11 protein-coding genes and 2 pseudogenes are annotated in these 18,004 nt (G+C 58.6%); 4 read left to right on the top strand and 9 right to left on the bottom strand.

The annotated features are described in order from the left end of the window. Positions 1 to 6 precede the first annotated feature (6 nt). The 4 genes from SE92_RS31905 to SE92_RS31890 all read right to left on the bottom strand — a co-directional run bounded on the left by SE92_RS31905 (position 7) and on the right by SE92_RS31890 (position 6,071). Complete coding sequence (locus SE92_RS31905) at positions 7 to 1,431, bottom strand: amidase (protein ID WP_063202464.1); 1,425 nt, start codon at positions 1,429 to 1,431, stop codon at positions 7 to 9. Between the two features lie 74 nt (positions 1,432 to 1,505). After that, a complete protein-coding gene (locus tag SE92_RS31900; RefSeq protein WP_063202462.1) occupies positions 1,506 to 3,092 on the bottom strand; it encodes an ABC transporter substrate-binding protein in 1,587 nt (528 codons plus the stop codon). A gap of 381 nt (positions 3,093 to 3,473) precedes the next feature. Continuing rightward, a complete protein-coding gene (locus SE92_RS31895) occupies positions 3,474 to 4,076 on the bottom strand; it encodes a TetR/AcrR family transcriptional regulator (RefSeq protein ID WP_063202461.1) in 603 nt (200 codons plus the stop codon). A gap of 297 nt (positions 4,077 to 4,373) precedes the next feature. Beyond that, the gene (locus SE92_RS31890) at positions 4,374 to 6,071 is read right to left on the bottom strand and encodes an AMP-binding protein (RefSeq protein WP_063202459.1); all 1,698 of its coding nucleotides are present in this window, start codon (positions 6,069 to 6,071) and stop codon (positions 4,374 to 4,376) included. Between the two features lie 108 nt (positions 6,072 to 6,179). Here SE92_RS31890 and SE92_RS31885 point away from each other — a divergent pair, with 108 nt between their 5' ends. Next, the gene (locus SE92_RS31885) at positions 6,180 to 7,403 is read left to right on the top strand and encodes an ABC transporter substrate-binding protein (protein WP_063202457.1); all 1,224 of its coding nucleotides are present in this window, start codon (positions 6,180 to 6,182) and stop codon (positions 7,401 to 7,403) included. Between the two features lie 21 nt (positions 7,404 to 7,424). On the opposite strand, the gene SE92_RS31880 is transcribed toward SE92_RS31885, so the two are convergent. Next, positions 7,425 to 8,414, bottom strand: a complete 990-nt coding sequence (locus SE92_RS31880) for a winged helix-turn-helix transcriptional regulator (protein ID WP_063202455.1) — start codon at positions 8,412 to 8,414, stop codon at positions 7,425 to 7,427. Positions 8,415 to 8,751: 337 nt separating this feature from the next. Here SE92_RS31880 and SE92_RS31875 point away from each other — a divergent pair, with 337 nt between their 5' ends. Continuing rightward, positions 8,752 to 9,561, top strand: coding sequence for an enoyl-CoA hydratase/isomerase family protein (locus tag SE92_RS31875; RefSeq protein WP_063202453.1), 810 nt, complete (start codon positions 8,752 to 8,754; stop codon positions 9,559 to 9,561). Positions 9,562 to 9,713: 152 nt separating this feature from the next. Beyond that, entirely contained in the window at positions 9,714 to 10,232 is a 519-nt protein-coding gene (locus SE92_RS31870; protein ID WP_084251916.1) for a VOC family protein, read from the top strand. A gap of 79 nt (positions 10,233 to 10,311) precedes the next feature. On the opposite strand, the pseudogene SE92_RS35255 reads toward SE92_RS31870, so the two are convergent. The 4 genes and pseudogenes from SE92_RS35255 to mdeB form a co-directional block, all read right to left on the bottom strand. After that, positions 10,312 to 10,894 (bottom strand): annotated as a pseudogene (locus tag SE92_RS35255) (transposase); the annotation flags it as partial. A 600-nt stretch (positions 10,895 to 11,494) separates the two neighbouring features. Beyond that, positions 11,495 to 13,225: a dihydrolipoyl dehydrogenase gene (gene lpdA / locus SE92_RS31855; RefSeq protein ID WP_063202447.1), complete on the bottom strand. Its 1,731-nt coding sequence runs from the start codon at positions 13,223 to 13,225 to the stop codon at positions 11,495 to 11,497. 8 nt (positions 13,226 to 13,233) lie between these two features. Continuing rightward, a complete protein-coding gene (locus SE92_RS31850) occupies positions 13,234 to 14,523 on the bottom strand; it encodes a 2-oxo acid dehydrogenase subunit E2 (RefSeq protein WP_063202445.1) in 1,290 nt (429 codons plus the stop codon). A 19-nt stretch (positions 14,524 to 14,542) separates the two neighbouring features. Beyond that, on the bottom strand, positions 14,543 to 17,230 hold the full coding sequence (gene mdeB, locus SE92_RS31845; protein ID WP_502686787.1) for an alpha-ketoglutarate dehydrogenase: 2,688 nt from the start codon (positions 17,228 to 17,230) through the stop codon (positions 14,543 to 14,545). A gap of 397 nt (positions 17,231 to 17,627) precedes the next feature. Here mdeB and SE92_RS37490 point away from each other — a divergent pair. Beyond that, positions 17,628 to 17,915, top strand: a pseudogene (locus SE92_RS37490) (AraC family ligand binding domain-containing protein); the annotation flags it as partial. Between the last annotated feature and the right edge of the window lie 89 nt (positions 17,916 to 18,004).

The following is an 18,004-nucleotide window of genomic DNA, read 5'->3' as shown; positions in this document are numbered from 1 at the left end:
CCGCCGCTAGGCCGCGGCAGCGATCTGGGGACGAAGCTGTTTCCACGGCATCGCCGCCTCGAAGGCGGCGGCGGCCTGCAGGACGCCGAGATCGTCGAAGCGCCGACCGACGATCTGCAGCCCGACGGGCAGACCCGTGCGGGTCATCCCGCAGGGCACGCTCGCTGCGGGGTGGCTCGACATGTTGAAGGGGTAAAGGAATTCGGCCCATTCGAGCCAATCCCAGTCATGCTGGGGCCAATGCTCCGGCCTCACCCGCTCAACAGGGAAAGCCGCAACAGAGGCCACAGGCGTGACGAGATAGTCCCAGTCCTCGAGGAAGCTCGATATCTGCGCGATGTATGCGAACTTTCGCTCGCGCATGTTGATGAACTCGGTCGCGGAATAGTTGGCTCCCGCGCGGATGCAGGCGACGAGGTCGCTTCCCATCCGGCTCTCCCATTCCGGCAGCAGTCCCGCCCGCCTCCCCCAGAGAACCGTCCAGAAGAAACGCCCGAGCTCCGGTCCGAGCGGCCCCCACGACGGCGTTACGTTCTCCACCTCTGCCTGAAGCTCCCCGGCAAAGAGCTTGACCGCGGATTCGACGATCTGTGCGATCTCTCCGTCGACGCGGGCGTGACCGAGGTCCGGACTGAACGCGATGCGCTTGCCCTTCATCGAGGCTCTGAGCTTCGCGAGATAGGCATCCGGGCGTGCTTCGCAGGACGTGTGGTCGAGCGGATGCGGGCCGGCCATGACCTCCAGCATCAGCGCGGCATCGGCCACCGTTCTCGTCATCGGACCGATATAGGTGGCGTAATCGTTGTTGGAGACGGGCACGTAGGGGACCCGTCCGTACGTCGGCTTCAGGCCGAACACACCGCAGAAATGCGATGGCATCCGGATCGAGCCGGCGCCGTCCGAGCCGACGTGCAGCGGCCCGAAACCGGCTGCGGCAGCAGCGCCCGCGCCGGCGGACGACGCGCCGGCATTGAAGCCCCGCTTCCACGGGTTGTGCGTCACGCCTGTCACCGGATTGCGACTGATGCCCGACCAGCCGAATTCGGACATGGTTGTCTTGCCCAGAATGACCGCCCCCGCCTCGCGCAGCCGCGCGACGACCACGTTGTCACTTCCGGCAATGGCGCCCTTGACCGCGTGCGTACAGGTCGCCGTTTCGTAGCCCGTGACGTCGAAGGCATCCTTGATCGTGACGGGGACACCTTCGAGCTGACGCGCGTCTCCATTGCGCAGGCGCCGCTCGGATTCCTTGGCGGCAGCCAAGGCGTCGTCGCGCATCAGCGCCGAGAATGCGTTGATGGCGGGATCGAGCGCCTCGATCCGTTGCAGGATGCCCGAGACGGCTTCCACCGGAGAAAGCGCCCGGCGCTGATATTGCTCCCTCAGTTCCAGGGCGGTCGCGTACCCCATTTCGGCGTGCAGATCGTTCATGTCGTCAGCCGTCCCATGGCAGTTGTCCCACGTCCGTCGGGGCGTCGTCGTCGCGCTCCAACCGGCTTCGAAGATCAAGCCTTCTTCACACCGTAGAATTGTGAGAAGCCGGCAGGGATGTCACTGAGCTTCTTCGAGTACGCAGCCGGTTGCGCGAAGTACCCGAGCGGTAAATAGGGAGTGTCCTGCATCGCCTGCGCCTGGATCTCGCGCACCAGACGCATCCGCTCCGTCTCATCCTGCGCCGACAGAAACTCCAGGCGCAGCTGCTCGATCTTCTCGCTGCGCGGCCAACCGAACGTGCCGGCTCGCCCGATGCCCCTCAGATAGGAGTGCGCCGCGGGATTGATCGCCGATGCGCCAGGTACGTAGTTGCACCACGCACTCCAGCCACCCTGATCGAGGGGACGCTGCGAAGCGATGCGCTGCAGGACAGTGCCCCAATCCGAGACCTGATAGTCGACCTCGATCCCGATCTTTCGGAACATGTCTGCAGCGACCAGGCTCATGGAATTGAGCGCGTGCAGATCCGTCGGAACAACGAAGACGATACGCTCGCCCTTGTAGCCAGCGGCCTGAAGGTCGCGCTTTGCCTTGGCGTAGTTCGGCGCTCCAGCGAAAACGTCCATGCCGGCATCGTTGGCGAAGGGCGAGCCGGGCAGGAAGAAGCCGACATTGTCCTTCCAGTAATCCGTATCGGTGCCCATCACGGCGGTCATGAATTCGGACTGGCCGATGGCTGACAGAATGGCGCGTCGAATGGCGGGATTGTCGAACGGTGGAACGAGATGATTCAGCCTGATCATCGCGAGGTAGCCACCGGTATCCTTGACCTCGACCTTGAGGTCGCGCCGCTTGGCAAGCAGCGGCAGCAGATCCGGCGTCGGCTGCTCCCACCAGTCGACCTCACCGACCTGCAGGGCGGCCGCCGCCGTTGCCGCATCGGGAAGGACGCGCCAGATCACGCGGTCGAGATGGGCGACCTTGGGTCCGGCCATGAAGCTGGGCTGGCCGGACGAGCGAGGCACGTATCCGTCGAACCGCTTGTACACGACCTGAGATCCGACGACGCGCTCCTCGGGCACGAACTGAAACGGCCCGCTGCCGATCATCTGCTTGACCTGCTCGGTCCCCGGCGTCTGAGCCAGGCGCTCGGGCATCACTGGACACACACTCGACGGCTTGCCCAGCGCGTAGGGCAGCATGGGAAACGGCTTCTTCAGCTCGAACACGATCTTGTTGTCGGAAGCCGCGCTGAGCTCGGCCGTCGCTTCGCGCAGGTCTCCGCCGAAAACGTCGCGGCTCCACCAGCGCTTGATGCTGGCCACGGCGTCTCGAGCCAGAACCGGCTCTCCATCGTGGAACTTCAGGTTCTCGCGAAGCGTCAGCGTCCAGCGCAGGCCGTCGTGTTCAATCTGGTGACCGGCCACCATTTGCGGCTGCGCCTCGAAACGCTCATCGACGCCGTAGAGCGTATCGAACACCATCAGTGCGTGGTTGCGGGTGACGAGGCCGGTCGTCTGCACGGGATCGAGCAGCGTCAGATCCGACTGCGGAACGAAGGTCAGAACCTTCTCGCCAGCCGCCAAGGCGAGGTTGGGCGCGGCGACCGAGGCCGCGGCGGCCGAACTTGCGACCTTCAGAAAGTCTCGTCGATTCATGACCCCTCCCCTGAAATGATGGATCACCCGGGCCGATCCATCCCGAAACAATATTGATAGTAATTTCGATTATCAAGTCGAGTTTTTGAGCAACCCCGCCGCGTCAGGATTAGCTGAAATTTCATCGACATAAAGGAAAACCGCATAATTTACGCCAATATTTCGACCACGACCATGTCCACATGGAAAGCAGCCATGTAGCTCCAAGGCATTTGTCAAAGCCATTTAGTCGAAAAACATATGACTATTCAAAGCCCAAGTGCCACGGCACATCCCAATTGGCCAGCGCAAGTCCGCCGCTCCCGGACCAACCGGAGGGGTCGGCGGTCGAGGTCGTAAACAGTCTTGCTGCGTGTTGTGGCTTGGCGCGCTGGCCGTTGCTCAGGGCCGGCGCCGCTCGACGATTTCCGGCAAGTAGCACCGCAGATAAACGGTGGCGCACCTGATCGATTCCGCGAGATACTCCGGGGTGATGGATCGGTGCAGGCTGTACGACAGCGCCCAAATTCCATCCACGAGCGCGATGGAAACCGCCACCCACTTCTCGAGGTCCGGCATGTTGGGCATGTCGAATGTCGCGCGCAGATAGGCGGTTCGTTGCCTTGCGAGTTCGGCGTTGCCGCTGAGATCGGTGTTTCTAACCTCGACGCTGACACCGGCACCCATGAACAGGCGCAACGCGGCGGGATTGCGATTCAGATAGGCGGCGCCGACTTTCTGATTGTTGGCGATGTACTCCTGCCAACTCGGGGGCGGAGGATGAACGGGTCCCCGGGCACGCGCGGCGATGTCTTCATGATAGCGCTGCGCCAATGCCACGAATGCTGCATTTCGGTTCGGGAAGAAGTGATAGACCGAGGCGAGAGGCACGTCAGCTCTCTCCGCGATCTGAGCCAGGCTGATATCCTCGTCGAGCCTCTCGGCCAGCAATTCGGCTGTAGCATCGAGCAGAAGGTGAAGCCGTTCGCGGCCACGCTTGCGCATGGGCGACCGCTGTCCGTCAGCCGATCCTTTGCGAGTCTCCCAGCTATTCGTCATCACGCACCGAGATTCAGACCATTCTCCCGAGACGCTCTAGATGAAGTGGCGCTGACCGAGGGCAGACGGGTGTCCGGAACCTTAGTTATCATCATCTCCATGATTGGATCAACCAACCAGCATCAGCCGCACCCACCCAGACAGGAGGCCGACCCGAACAGGTTGGACGTCGCGCCGATGACATCGGCAAGTCGGCGTAGACCGCAAGATGCAACGATCCGAAGGTTCCAGGCCAAGCGAGCTTTACAGGTCGGGGTTGATTAACCCCAGAAGTTGAGCCGAGGATTTAGCCAGAAGGAATTTTTGGACCTTGCCGCTCGTTGTCAGAGGAAAGTCATCAACAAATCGAACGTATCTGGGAATTTTATAGTGGGAGATCTTTCCCTTACAGAACTCCTGGACCTCGCGCTCTTTGACATGTGAGCCCACCTTCAGCTTAAGGCACGCACAAAGCTCCTCTCCATACCTGTCGTCTGGCACTCCGACCACGCAGGCACTCTCGATGGCCGGATGGAGGAGTAGAAACTCCTCTATCTCGCCGCAGGAAATGTTCTCGCCGCCCCTGATAATCATGTCCTTGATGCGCCCGACGATCTTGCCGTAACCACTCTCGTCGAACATGCCGAGGTCGCCGGTACGCAACCAGCCTTCCGGATCGATCGTCTTAGATGTCGTTTCGGGATCGCCCCAGTATCCCAGCATCGTGGAATAACCTCGAACGAGAATCTCTCCTGCTTCGCCGATTCGAACGGTCGTTCCGGCCGGGTCGACAATCTTCGCCTCGATGTGAGGCACGACGCGTCCAACGGTGGTTACTCGTCGTTCCGCTGTGTCCGTTGGCGATGTCACCATGATGGCCGAGCTGGTTTCGGTCATGCCGTATCCGTTTACGACGCCTGTCATATTCATCTCGGTCATGACTCGGCGCAAAAGCTCCATCGGAACTACGGCACCGGCAATGATCCCCGTGCGAAGTGATGACAGATCGCGAGGACGCTCTTCGAGGCTGGCCAACTCGGAGACGAACATCGTTGGCGTGCCATAAAGAGAAGTGCATCGCTCATCCTCCACCGCGCTCAGCACGCTGTCGGCATCGAAAGCGTCACCAGGATGGACGATCTTCGCGCCCCGCAGCATTGCAAGCAGATTGCCGGTCAGCATGCCAAATATGTGGAACAGAGGAAGGGGCACGCAGATGGCGTCGCCCTCTAAAGTCCCGCAAATTTGTCCCGTGAACCACGCGTTATTGAGTAGCCCACGGTGACTGAGTATCGCCGCTTTAGGTGCTCCAGTTGTGCCGCTCGTGTATTGAATGTTGATCGGATCAGAAGACTTGAGCCCCCTTGGCCATGCAAAGCCTTCGCGAACCACCCGCAAGCCCTTCTCGGCGACATCTTGGAACCGAATGACGCCGTCATGACACTCGAGCGCCGTGCATATCAACAATCTAAGTTCAGGCATTGCTGCCGAATGAAGTTCACCGGACCGAGACTTGCCGATTTCGGGGATAAGGCTTCGAAGCATATCCAGATAGCGGCTGCTCTTGAACGAGTGCGCAAATACCAGTGCCTTGCAACCAACCTTTGTCAGGGCGTACTCAATTTCCGCGGCCCGATAGGCCGGATTGAGATTCACGAGTATCAGGCCAATTTTTGCTGAGGCGTATTGCGTCACCGTCCACTCGACGCAGTTTGGCGCCCAAATTCCAATACGGTCGCCCGGTCGCAGCCCAGCCTGCCATAGACCCGCAGCGAAACCGTCGGCCCAACGCTTCAGATCGCGATAGCTCCATCGTACCTGTTGATGTCGAACGACGAGCGCGATGTGATCCCCATAGCGTTCTGCGACATCGTCGAGCGCCGCGCCAATGGTCGCGTCGATCAGAGGCTGCGACTGCTCCCCTTGAAAATGGCTGAGGCGTAACCGAGCGTTGTCTTCCACGACCTTGGTCCAGCAAAGCGTTGAACGGATGGGTTGCGTAAGACTACTTATCAGATATAGTAGCGCTACGCAACCGGCTCGCCTGCGGGCCGATCAGGGAGGACAACGATGCGAGCACGAGTTTTTGCGGCATTGGCATCTGGGCTAGCCATGTTTGCGTTGAGCCCTAGCGATACGTTCGCGCAAAGCAAATACGACATCGGCGCCAACGATCGCGAGATTAAGATCGGCAACATTCTGGCGTATAGCGGGCCTGTCTCCAGCCTCGGCATCATTGGAAAGGTCGAAGCCGCTTACTTTCAAAAAATAAACGACGAAGGGGGCGTCAACGGCCGCAAGATCAATTTCATTTCGTATGACGACGCTTACAGCCCACCAAAGACTGTTGAGCAGGCTCGCAGGCTCGTCGAGAGCGACGAGGTGCTCCTGATCTTCAATCCTGTTGGGACGCCAACGAACGCAGCGATTCAAAAATACATGAACACGAAGCGCGTACCGCAGCTATTCGTCGGCGGGGGCGCGACACGCTGGAATAACCCTGCAGAGTTTCCCTGGACGATGGGCTTTCAGCCCAATTACCAGACCGAGGGGCGCATCTTTGCGAAATACATCCTAACGACAAAACCAGACGCCAAGATCGCGGTGCTCTACCAGAACGACGACCTCGGCAAGGATTACTTGAAGGGTCTCAAAGATGGCCTCGGGGACAAGGCTTCCATGATCGTGGCGGAAGAAAGCTACGAAATATCAGAGCCTGTCATTGATTCACATATTGTGAAGCTGAAGGCGAGTGGAGCAGACACCTTCATCTCGATTGCGTTGCCGAAGGTCGCCGCTCAGTCAATTCGTAAGATCTCCGAGCTGAGCTGGAAACCGCTCTTCATTCTATCCAGCATCGGAGCATCGATCGGTACGGTCATTCGTCCTGCAGGCTTCGAAAATTCCCAAGGGATCATCTCGACCGTTTACTTGAAAGACCCTTTGGACCCGCAATGGGCAAATGACGAGGCGAAGCAAAGGTTCGATGCCTTTCTTGCGAAGTATGCGCCCGAGGCGGACAAGAACGACTACTTTGTCGTGTACGCATATGTCATCTCTCAGACGATGGTGAAGGTTCTGCAGCAGTGCGGCAACGACCTGACGCGAGCAAATATCATGCGACAGGCTTCCAACTTGAAGGATTTCAAGCCGGACATGCTGCTGCCGGGCATTGCCCTCAACACGAGTCCAACGGATTTTGCACCGATGAAGGATATGCGAACGGCTCGGCTCAAAGGAGAACGCTGGGAAATCTTCGGTGACATTATGTCAGGTTCGGACCGCGGAAACTGACCTAGCTAGTGCGTTGTGCCATCATGCCTTGGCTCGGCGAGCGCCCTTCTTCGAAGTAATCGCAGGAGGGCGCGCCTTGCGCGCACGAGGAGCAACCAGGTGGACCTGCTTAACTTCGACGTCTTTGGGCAAAGGTGGATTGCCGCACGCGACGCAAACTATTTCGATGTGTAGGGGCTGACCACAAGATCTGTGAAGGACCGAAGTCCTTGGGGCGTGCTTATGGAGACCGCGAAGGCCCCAGTCGTGCAGGGTTAATAGAACAGGGCAAATCGCCTTGCCGCTCTCACTTAACCGATATTCGTGCCGAGGCGGTCGTGATTGATATTCGAGACGATCCAGCAATCCGCGCTCGACGAAATGGTTCAGCCGCGCTGTAAGGGTCGTTCTCGCGATACCTAGAATGCTATGGAAGTGTTCAAATTTTGTAACCCCGGCCAAGGCCAACCATAAGACGAAGAAGCCCCAGCGGTCACCAATGACAGACAATGTTCGGCTGACGGACGTTGGCCGCCCTGCGGTGTACAACTCCGGGCGTGAAGAGACCCTGACCTGGGCGACATCCTTGCGAGCAGTCTCGGCAAGATTGCCGAGGTTTATTTGAATATCCTCCGCGTTTACTTCCCGTTTGCAAGCCGAGCAGATCGCTTTCGGACGCAGCACACGACCGCATGTCTTGTGCGACAGGATGACGGGAGGACCATCCTTCCCGGCGAGCCAGTCGTCGCCCCACCTCATCAGCGACAGGGCGTAGGGGTAAGTATCCAGCCCGCGCGCCGTGAGGCGATATTCATGGATGTCGGAACGATCAGGCAGCCTTTTCCTTTCCAGCAGACCAAATTCGACAAGCAACGACAGACGGTCGGTCAACGTGTTCTTGGCAATGTTCAAGTTGCGTTGAAAGTCACCAAATCGGCGAACCCCAAAGAAGGCTTCCTGCTGGATCAGGAAACTCCAGGGATCACCAATCGCCCGCAAGGCACGATCCAACGGAGAGGTTTCGTCAGCCATCTGGGGGCGGGATCGTGATTCTACGTTTGTCATTCGGATATCGTTGCTAGCAGAAGCGGGCACGGATCGCACGTTTTTCCTGCCGTTTCTGCCGCTGTACCGCACCTTGGTGTGGCGCGCGCCACAGGATTGCGCGGGCCTTGTAGACCCCTATCGGGTGTCTGCCGGTTGGAGAGGGCCGCTGCCAAGCACACCGATGCGGGCGCTCTTTGTGGATCGCCGCCTTGCGGGCAGGAGAAGCAACCGCGGCACAAAGATAGTTGCGCAACGCTACTAACTTGTGTATCAATCATCCCGTTAGTAGCGTTACGCAACCATCAATCAGCAGGAGACTCCCTTGTCACAGTACAAGCACATCATCTTCAAGCGCGAAGGAACGATCACTCGGATCACCTTCAACAGACCTCAGGTCCACAACGCTCTCGATCGCGAGATGTCTGAAGAACTTGCGAACGCCGTTCGCGCTGTAAAGAAGGACCGGGAATGCCGGTTTCTCGTGTTCCAAGGGGCCGGAGATACGTTCTGTGCTGGTGACGACATCAAGGACTTTTTGAGCTGGAATGACGACGATCCGTACTGGCAGTGCCGTCAGTATCAGGAAACGGCGCAGACGATCGAAGATCTCACCTGCATCACGATCGCGGCTGTTGACGGGGTTTGCACGGGCGGCGGCCTCGAGCTCACTTTGACCTGCGATTTCGTGATCGCGACCGATCGAAGCCGCTGGGGTATGCCCGAGATCGATTGGGATATCACGCCAGGCTGGGGCGGCGTGACGCGGCTGCAAAAATTTGCTGGCCGCCGCAAGACGAAGGAATGGAATTTGATCGGTCAATTGTTCGATGCGAAGACCGCGGAGCGATATGACCTGATCAATCGAATCTGCAAGCCGGCTGATCTCAACAAGGAAGTCGAAGCATTGATCGCGGTTGTCGCGGCGAAGAATCCCGTGACACTGCGTCGGTCGAAGTTTGTCCTCAATAAGAGTGCTGACCTCCCGGTGCCCGCGGCTATGGCGTTCGAAGTTCCCCTCCAACCGTTTGACAGCAAGCCCGGGCGCTTCGCTACGGACGGCATGGAGGATTTCGCCAAGCGCGAGACCCGCAGCGCGCGTCGCAAGGTGTCCAAGACGTTCTGGCAAGAGTGACAATACGCCAAAGCTTGAGTGGAACTGGCATCCGACAGGGCAACAGAAGGCACGCGGGAATGCCCCCTGTTTGCGATATCGGTGAGCTTGGCGAATAGCCGGGCTCACCCCTGCCGGTCCAAAGGCGCCTCCTTAGACAACCGGGTGATCAGATGAGCACAATTACAATTCGCGAATGGGTTCATGCCAATATCTGCGTGAGCGATCTCGATCGCAGCATCGCATTTTACGAGATGCTCGGCTTCGAAAAATTCGATGACAACGTATTCGAGGAAGGCGCCGGCGTCTGGGAGGGGCTTGGCTTGCCAGAGGGACGGCGCTTTCGCGCCGCGTTCATGAGGATACGAGGTGGCCGACCGCGCCCATTCCTGGATATCATACAGTTCATCGATCCACCCACAACCGGCAAGGCATACCCAACTCTCCACAACATCGGAATCGGGAGGCTGTGCTTCGAGGTTGACGACGTTTTTGCGGCTGCAAAGGTTCTGGAGGAGCACAAGGTCGAGTTTGTCGGACCGATCTCGCGTTACGAGACCGCCAAAGGGGTTCGATCGCACGGGATCGATTGCTCATTCTTGTGCTTCAAGGACCCGGATGGAACGATCATCGAATACATCTCATTTCAACGCAAAAACATCGTTCCTGATTGGCACTCATTGGGATTGTGAGGAATGTTCGAAGATCGTGTTCCCTGGCGTGGCGTAGCTGGTGGCGGGTCGCCGCGTTCACCTGCCAAGGTCGGGCAGGTCAGCTGGCGATAGCCGGGAGGCTGACGGTGGGATCATCGCTCAACGGCTCGATCGTTTCCAGCGTCATGTAGCGTGCCCGCTGGACGGCCCCTTCATCGTTCTGTGCGAGCAGGATCGCGCCGATGAGGCGCTCGATCGGGTTGGTCGAGTGCAGCTTGGTCCGATGCCGCGGCGGGAAGGTCATCTAGGCGAGCACATCGGTCTCGGCCTGGTCGAGGAAGCCAGCAAGCTTGGGCAGCTTGGGGCGGAGTTGATCCGCGACCCGACGCCACTGGGCACTGCCCGCCGCTGCGTCATCCTGGGCAAAGGCGGTGGCAATGAAGGCGGAGACGAGGCGCCACCCGCTCTTGCCCGCATGCGCCAGCGCGTTGCGCATGAAGTGCACGCGGCAACGCTGCCAACTGGCGCTAAGCACCCTGGCCACGGTGGCCTTGATGCCCTCGTTGGCGTCTGACACGACCAGCTCGACGCCGCGCAGGCCACGGCGGGCGAGCTTGCGCAGGAACGCGGTCCAGAACGTTTCCGCTTCGGAAGGGGCCGATGTCCATCCCCAGCACTTCGCGCCGGCCGTCGCTGTTGACGGCGTGTCGCAACCCGATCCTACCCGAGAACTGCCGGTGACCACCGCAAAGCCGCCCGCCCGCTACGGCGCTATTTGGGGCGCGCGTACCGGCGGCTTTGCTCTACCGAGATACACCACGGTGATGCTGCGGCCGAGGAACCGGGCGACGACACCCGAGGCCAATCCGACTACGATGATAGCCGTGCCAAGCGACCACATGATCGGTTGTAGCTTCCTCATTGGTCCCTACCTAGCGCGCGGAGTATCTTTCTTCTGTAGCTCGACAGGTCGAACAGGAGTCTTGGCACTCTTTTGAGCGAAATCCCCTTGCCCTCGATTGCGAGATGTAGAACTCGTACCAATCTGGCAAGACCAAGTTCTACAAACGCGAGCCGAACATGCGGATCGTTCGCAATCCTGAGCTGGTTGTCTACAATGACGATGGATGCCGCCAGATCAGGTTTCCTCTCCAGAACGAAGTCTCGACATGCGGCGGCAAATTCCTCTTCTTGAACGCTCAAAGGTACCTTGACTTCCCTGCGAGAACCTCCCGCCATATTCGGGTCCCCCATGAACGACCGGCAGCGAGGCACCCGGTGCCGGCTCAGGCTTTGGATTTCTAGTGGCTCGCGCGCTTGGTCGACCTCTTCGGACCCGGCAACACATCCGTGCAAACACCCTCATACACTTCGGCAGCCAAGCCTATTGTCTCTCCGAACGTCGGATGCGGATGAATGGTCTTGCTGAGATCAATTGCATCGGCGCCCATCTCGATCGCCAGGCAGATTTCTCCGATCATGTCGCCAGCGTGCGGGCCAACGATGACGCCGCCGATGATGCGGTGCGTCTCTTGGTCGATGATCAGCTTGGTCATGCCATAAGACGCGCCCGAGGCGATCGCTCTGCCCGAGGCAGCCCACGGAAACTTCGCGGATCTAACGTGCCTGCCTGAGGAAGCTGCTTCATGCTCCATGACGCCAACCCAGGCCACCTCAGGATCAGTGTAGGCGACGTTCGGGACGATCTTCGCGTCAAAGAAGCTCTTGAGCCCGGCAGCCGCTTCTGCCGCGACATGCCCCTCGTGAACCGCCTTATGGGCGAGCATAGGGTTACCCGCGACATCGCCGATCGCGAAAATATGAGGCAAATTCGTCCGCATTTGCCTGTCGACTGCAACGAAACCTTTTGCGTCGCACCTTACACCAATCTTCTCCAAGCCGAGATTTGCGCTGTTCGGCACTCTGCCAGCGGATTGCAGGATAAGATCGTAAGTTCGACGCCCCGGCTTTGCCCCTTCAATCTGGACCGATACGCCGTTACTATCTGCCGTGGCGCTTACTATACCCGCATTGAGATCAATATTCTGGAACCGATGAGCGTTCCTGCTTTGCCATATCCTCACAGCATCTGGATCAACGCCGGCGAGCATATTCGGCAATCGTTCAACGAGATCTATTCGAGCGCCAAGCGCGCTATAAATCGTGGCCATCTCAAGTCCGATAATGCCCGCCCCGACGACGAGCATTTGCTTCGGAATCGTCTCTACCTGGAGGGCTCCGGTCGACGTGACAATCCGCTTGTCTTGCGGAAACACACTTAACTTGTTCGCCAAGGACCCCGTGGCGATGATGCACTTCTCGAACTCAACATATCGAGACGCACCAGTTTCCAGATCAATTGCCAAGCGATTCGACGCGACAAATTTGGCAACTCCGTTGATGATTCTAACGTCCCGCGCGCGCGCCATCTGACCTAGGCCATCAGTCAGCTTCTTTACCGTCTTGTCCTTGAACGATCTGAGTGCATTCAGATCCAATTCCAGTGAGCCGAATCGCACTCCTTTGTCAGAGATCCTTTCGGCCTCTTCCTTGGCCGCCGCGATATGAAGCAACGCTTTGGATGGAATGCACCCGACGTTCAGGCACACGCCACCCAACGCTTGGTATCGCTCGATCATCGCGACTCTGACACCCAAATCCGCGGCGCGATATGCGGCAGAATATCCGCCTGGTCCACCGCCGATCACGACGAGATCGAAGCGTTCCTCGCCTCCCCCGGACACGGCCGGGTCACTCTGGGCTACAGCCTTAGACGGCGCTCGATCCGGCAAAATCGTTTGCGCCTTGGCAAGGATGGTGCCTCGTGACACTTTATCGCCAACCTTCAGAAGCACCTCCTTGATAAGGCCCGCAATCGGCGAAGGAATTTCCATCGTGGCCTTGTCAGATTCAACCACGATGAGCCCCTGCTCCGCGTCAACGATGTCACCGTCTTTGACGAGCACCTCGACAATCTGAACGTCCTTGAAGTCTCCAATGTCAGGGACCAATATATCGATCGCACGCTCCATGGGCTGCCTCACAACGCGACCCGCCGCAGATCGTTCAGCAGAGCCGCGACGAAGCCCAAGAACCTCGCGGCAGCGACACCGTCGACCACCCGGTGATCCCACGAGAGCGCTATCGGAAGCATTTGACGCGGCTGAAATCCACTTCCGTCCCAGACTGCCTCGGTGACAGCGCGGCCCGCTCCCAGGATCGCCGCTTCGGGAGCGTTGACGATCGGCGTGAATCCATGACCGCCGACGCCTCCTAGCGACGAGACCGTGATGCAGCCTCCTTGGATGTCCGCCGGGGATAGTTGACCTCCAAGGGCCTTGTCGGCGAGCGCACGCATTTCGGAAGCGATCTCTATCAGTCCCTTCTTATCGCAGTCCCTGATGACCGGAACGACTAAACCCTTCGGAGTGTCTACCGCAAACCCGACATGAATGTATTTCTTGAGAATGAGAGCGTCTCGATCATATGACGAATTGAAGCGGGGATACTTCTTCAGCGCGAGGGCTGTCGCCTTAATCAAGATTGACACCATCGTCAGTTTCGCCGAGCCCTCCTCGGCTTCACTATTGAACTTCATTCGGAACGCCTCCGCCTCGGTCACGTCGGCTTTGTCGAAGTTTGTGACGTGCGGGATCGTGTTCCAGCTTCGTGAAAGATTTGCCCCGGTTATCTGCTGGATTCTCGAGAGAGGCACTCTTTCGATCGCGCCGAACTTTTCAAAATCTGCCCTTGGCAGCGCGGAAGCGATTGCAGATGACGGGAATTGGGTCGACCCCATCACCTGTTTCACGTGGTTCGTAACATCATCGCGCAGCACCCTGCCCTTGGCTCCGCTAGGCACGACGAGAGCCAACGGCACGCCGAGTTCCCGCGCCAATGCGCGAACCGACGGTGATGCATGCGCCCGACTTACCTCAGGCAGTCCGCCCCGGTCCTCTAATGCACTGGGCTCAGGCCTCTCTCGTACCTTGACTGACGCGGTCCCTTCCTGCGCCGCAGCACCGGCATGCTTCGCCGATGAAGCCTGCTTCGCACTCATCTCTCGAGCAGGTGAGTCACCTGATGCCGATTTTGCCTCTAGAATCATCAAAATTGATCCTTGAGATACCAAACCACCGACCTCGATCATCAACTGCTTGACTTTTCCTGCCGCGGGAGACGGCACCTCCATCGTTGCTTTGTCAGATTCGATCGAGAGCAATGGCGTATCGATTACGACGTCGTCACCAACCGCAACGTTGATTTCAACGATCGGCACGTCCTTGTAGTCCCCGATGTCCGGCAGGACGATTTCTATTGAATCACCCATGATTTCGCTTTGACCTGCGTTACCTTGACCAGGGGGAATTTGCGTCCGCGGGGACGTCGTAGCGCGCGATCGCCTCGGCTACCCGGCTTCGATCGATCGTCCCCGACCGCGCCAGAGATGTCAGTGCGGCGACAGCGATCTGCGCGCGATCGACTTCAAAGAACGACCTTAGCGCGGCACGCTTATCGCTCCGTCCGAAGCCGTCAGTACCGAGAATGGTGTACGGCGCCTCGAAATACGACGCTATGAGCTGCGGATAGGCACGTACGTAATCGGAGGCAGCCACGACTGGTATGCTTCCTGAGAGACACTTCGAAACGTGGCTCTCCTGTGGCTTGGAGAGCGGGTTTAGACGGTTCTTCCGCTCAATGTCTCGAGCCTCTCGCGCCAGTTCCGCAAAGCTGGTAGCCGACCATACTTCGCAGGAGATCTGCCAATCGCTCTCCAGCATCTTTGCAGCCTCCAACGCCTCTGGAAGGATTGCGCCGGAACCGACGAGACGCACCTTCGCAGGTCCATTTTCGCTCGAAACGATGCGATAGAGACCTTTTATGATGTCGTCGCGAACATCCACAGGCATGGTCGGCTGCGCGTAGCTCTCGTTCATCACCGTGAGATAGTAGAATTCATCACGGCCCTCTTCGAGCATGGCGTGCATTCCATGGTCCACGATGACGGCGACTTCGTAGGAAAACGCCGGGTCGTATGCTCGGCAGTTCGGGATTGTCGCCGCGATGACATGGCTAGAGCCGTCTTGATGCTGCAGTCCTTCTCCGCCGAGAGTGGTGCGGCCGGCGGTCGCGCCAATCAGGAAGCCCCGCGCGCGCTGATCTGCGGCCGCCCAGATAAGATCGCCGATCCGCTGAAATCTGAACATCGAATAGTAGATATAGAACGGTAGCAATGCGAAGTTATGGACGCTGTAAGACGTCGCCGCGGCCGTCCAGGAAGAAATCGCGCCTGCCTCTGTGATGCCTTCCTCGAGCAGTTGACCGTCCGCCGCCTCCTTGTAGTAGAGCATCGAGCCCGCGTCTTCCGGCTCATAGAGCTGCCCGACCGGCGAGTAGATCCCCACCTGCCTGAACAGGTTAGCCATACCGAACGTTCGCGCCTCGTCGGCAACGATTGGCACAATTCGGGGACCGAGCACTTTGTCCTTAAGCAGATTCGAGAACAGCCGAACCACCGCCATCGTCGTCGACGTCTCTTTGCCCTCGCCCTTGAGCGCGAACTCGGCATAGGACTGTAGGGCGGGGACGGCAACGGCCGCCGCCGTCCGCCTTCTGGTCGGAATGTAGCCGCCAAGTGCCTCACGCTTCGACCGTAGATACTGAAGCTCGGCGCTGTCGTCCGCAGGACGGAAGAACTCGAGACGTTCAACCTGCTCGTTGGTCAGTGGAAGGGAGAAGCGATCGCGGAACGCATAAAGCGCATCGATGTCGAGCTTTTTCGCCTGATGAGACGTCATGCGCGACTCCCCGGCACCTCCCATTCCATACCCTTTCTTGGTCTTCGCCAGGATAACAGTCGGCCGCCCCTTGACCGCCTTCGCTGCAGCGAAGGCGGCAAATAGCTTCCGAAAATCATGGCCGCCTCGCTTCAGCGCATCGATGTCGGCATCGGACATATGCGAGACGAGAGCCCGCACCTCCGGATCTTCACCGAAGAAATTTGCGAGATTGTACGCTCCGTCCTTGGCACCGAGCGTCTGATACTTCCCATCAACCGTCGCAGCGAATTTGCGCAACAATGCATGCTCCGTGTCGCGCGAGAAGATCTGGTCCCACTCCGATCCCCACAGCACTTTGATCACGTTCCAGCCTGCTCCCCGGAAGATCATCTCGAGTTCTTGGATGACCTGTCCGTTCCCGCGCACTGGACCGTCGAGCCGTTGCAGATTGCAATTGACGATAAACGTCAGATTGTCGAGGTTCTCACGCGTGGCCAAAGACAGGCCGGCGATCGACTCCGGCTCATCCATTTCTCCGTCACCGAATACGCCCCACACGTGGCGGTCTTGGGTACGCACCAAACCCCTGTTGTCGAGATACTTCATGAAACGCGCCTGATAGATGGCGCTGATTGGTCCGATGCCCATCGAACCTGTTGGCATCTGCCAGAAGTCCGGCATGAGCCAAGGATGCGGATATGAGGACAGGCCCGCCCCGGTAAGCTCTTGACGATAGTATCTCAAGTTTTCTTCTGACAGGCGCCCTTCGAGATACGCGCGCGCATAAACGCCCGGCGAAGAATGCGGCTGGAAGTACACAATGTCGCCTTCCGCCTCCGGACTTGACGCGCGGAAGAAGTGGTTGAAACCGACCTCAAATATTTCTGCCGCCGACGCATAGCTGGCGACATGGCCCCCGAGCTCCCCATAGGCCCTATTGGCCCGAACAACCATGGCGAGGGCGTTCCACCTGATAATCGCAGTGATCCGGGTCTCCATCTCGATGTCACCCGGATAGGGCGGCTGCAACTCGAGAGGTATCGAGTTTCGATAAGGAGAGTAGGGAGGCACATCTGAAAGTACGCCGAGCTCCTTGGCTCGCTGATCAAGTGCCGAGAGAATAAAGCGTACGCGTTCAGCACCCGCGCTTCGATGGAGAGATCCGAGGGATGCAAGCCAATCGGACGTTTCGTTTTCGTCTTGGTCAAGCGATTGTCCACCGGCTGACTTGATCGGCGCGTCGATGCGAATAGTCACTTTCGTCAGGCTCCTTCGAATTCCCTCCTTGGTAGCATTGGATGTCGTGGCATATCTCGCCAAAAACTCCGGCATTTCGGGCTGAACACGCCATCGTACGAGCCAGCTGTTGCGGATTGTGGCATTCTCTGCCGTGTCGCGCGCGCTTGGCCAATGAGGTATCCGGAAAGCACACTTTGTCGCAGCTGGCTGGATCGCGCCCCGCACGGCTGCCCGCGCATCCGGCTCATGTCGCGCTCGGAAAAGGCAGAGCCGACGGCTTAGACTTCCGTTTCGACCACGTTACTTTTTCGTGACGATCATTTGCCGGACGGCTATTGTCGCCAGCAGGCCCCCGAAGCGAGCTCCACTCGCGCCACCCGACGCATGGAACCGTAGCCATTAACGAGTGAACTCAATGAGCACGTCACCCGTATCTGAAATGGATCACAGCCTGGCCAGAATGAACTTGCCGGATCTTAGGCTCAATTACGACCCGATAGATCCGGATCAGTTCGATCGCCCAATCGTCTCGATGTGCATTGAGACTGGTGAACATGGTGACGAGCTCCCGTTGCACTCGCACAAAAAGGGACAATTGGTCGTCGCCTCACATGGATCAGTCATGTGCCGTGCCCCTGGTGGGTTATGGATCGTTCCTCCGCAAGGAGCCGTGTGGATCCCCCCTGGGGTCATGCATAGCAATTGCGTATCGGACAATGGAAAGGTCTACCTCGTCTTCATCGATCCGCTGGCAAGTATGCTTCCAAACACTTGCTGCACATTCACGATATC

Source organism: Bradyrhizobium sp. AT1 (assembly GCF_001590795.1).
Lineage (GTDB): Bacteria > Pseudomonadota > Alphaproteobacteria > Rhizobiales > Xanthobacteraceae > Bradyrhizobium.
The sequence above is the reverse complement of the archived record's forward strand: the minus strand, read 5'-3'. Positions and strand labels throughout refer to the sequence as shown.